Source organism: Deinococcus humi (assembly GCF_014201875.1).
GTDB lineage: Bacteria > Deinococcota > Deinococci > Deinococcales > Deinococcaceae > Deinococcus > Deinococcus humi.
Genome location: NZ_JACHFL010000055.1, coordinates 1 through 1886 on the forward strand (window position 1 = coordinate 1; position 1886 = coordinate 1886).

The window sequence follows — 1886 nt, forward strand, 5'->3', positions numbered from 1 at the left end:
CTCATCCTTTCATTCCGGTGAGGACGATGCCCTCGATGATCTGTTTCTGGAAGATGGCGAAGACGATCAGCACTGGAATCACCGCCAGGCTGCTGGCGGCCATGATCAGCCCCCACTGGGTTCCGGCCTCCCCGTTGAACAGCGCCGTGCCCACCGGCAGCGTGCGGAACTCGGGTTTCTGGATCACGATCAGCGGCCACAGGAACGCGTTCCAGTTGCCCAGGAAGGTGAAGATCGCCAGACTGGCCAGCGCTGGACGGACCAGTGGCAGGGCGATGCGCCAGAAGATCCCGAACTCGCTCATGCCGTCGATGCGCGCGGCTTCGAGCAGGTCATCGGGCAGGGTTTCGAAGAACTGACGCATCAGGAAGACCCCAAAGGCACTCATCAACCCCGGGAACATGATCGAGAAGTACGCGCCCGGGACGCTGCGGGAGAGTTGCAGGTCACTGACCCCGACGAACCAGGGGATGACGAGCATCTCGGTGGGGATCATCAGGGTGGACAGGATCAGGATGAAGATCAGGTTCTTGCCGGGGAAATCGAACTTGGCCAGGGTGTAGCCCACCATGGAGTCGAAGAACAGCACGCTGGCGGTGGTGACGCCCGCCACCAGCAAGCTGTTGGCGAACCACTGGATGAAGCGGGTTTCGAGCAGAACCTGACGGTAGTTGTCCAGGGTGGGGGCCTGGGGGAGGAAGCTGAGGTTGAACAGCTCCTGAAAACCCTTGAGGCTGGTCAGCAGCATCCACATGAAGGGAAACAGCGTGACCACGATGCCCACGGTCAGCACCAGATAGGCCAGCAGCAGCGGGGTGTTGACGCGGCGACGGGGACGAGGATTGCCGGCAGAGTCACGGGCATCGGGGGTGGGCAGCGTCGTGGTCATGCGGCCTTCCTATCGGTGCAGGCTGGCGTGGAGGGCTGGGGACGCCCCATCCTGGGGCGTCTGATCTGCAGGGAGGTCATACGTCGTACCGCCGGGTGAGGAAGCGCAACTGGAAGAGGGTGATGGCCAGGATGATCACGAACAGCACCACGGTGATGGCCGAGGCGTAGCCCATCTGGTAGCGGCCAAAGGCCATCTGGTAGATGTACAGCGCCACCGTGGTGGTGCTGCCCAGCGGCCCGCCCTGATCGGTGAAGTTCAGGTTGACCACCTGCGTGAACAGTTGCAGGTAAGCGATGGTTCCGGTGACCACGCTGAAGACGATGGTGGGGTTGAGCAGCGGCCAGGTGATCTTCCAGAACGCCTGCGAACTGCCCGCCCCGTCGATCTCGGCGGCCTCGTAGTAGCTGCGGGGAATGGCCGAGAGCCCGGCCAGGAACAGCACGATCTGAAAGCCCAGGTTCTGCCACACCACCAGCGCGGCGGTGGTGGCCAGCGCCTGCTCGGGGGAGGTCAGGAAGTTCTGCGGTGGGATGTGCAGCCAGATCAGGAAGGTATTGACCGGACCGAACTGCGGGCTGAACAACCACTGCCAGACCCAGGCGGCGGCCACGATGGGCGTGACGTAGGGGGCGAAGTACAGCGCCCGGAACAGGCCGCGCAGGGCGCGGATCTTGTTGAGCATCAGGGCGACCACCAGTCCCAGCGCGATCTGCGCTGGGACACCGATGACGGTGTACAGCGCGGTGTTCTTGAGGGCCTGGGCGAACTTCTCGTCGGTCAGCAGCCGCTGGTAGTTCTCGGTGCCGACGAAGGGCTGCTGCTCTTTGAGGATGTTCCAGTCGAACAGACTCAGGCGCAGAGCGGAGAGGGTGGGCAGGAAGCGCACGATCAGGAAGAAGACCAGCGGGATCAGCAGGAAGGTGTACGCCGTGCGCGTCTGGTGCCGCCGCATCGATCCACCCCCACGCTCGGGGGGCGACACTCTCGTCGTCAT

Annotated in this window: 2 protein-coding genes; both read right to left on the reverse strand. The window is 63.5% G+C overall.

From position 1 onward, the window contains the following. Nucleotide 1 precedes the first annotated feature (1 nt). Complete coding sequence (locus HNQ08_RS27020; protein WP_184138559.1) at nucleotides 2–889, reverse strand: carbohydrate ABC transporter permease; 888 nt, start codon at nucleotides 887–889, stop codon at nucleotides 2–4. A gap of 76 nt (nucleotides 890–965) precedes the next feature. Next, a complete protein-coding gene (locus tag HNQ08_RS27025) occupies nucleotides 966–1886 on the reverse strand; it encodes a carbohydrate ABC transporter permease (protein WP_184138561.1) in 921 nt (306 codons plus the stop codon).

Excerpts from the sequence above, each read along its gene's own strand:
- HNQ08_RS27020 (WP_184138559.1), bottom strand. The coding sequence starts at position 889 with ATGACCACGACGCTGCCCACCCCCGATGCCCGTGACTCTGCCGGCAAT.
- HNQ08_RS27025 (WP_184138561.1), bottom strand. The coding sequence starts at position 1,886 with ATGACGACGAGAGTGTCGCCCCCCGAGCGTGGGGGTGGATCGATGCGG.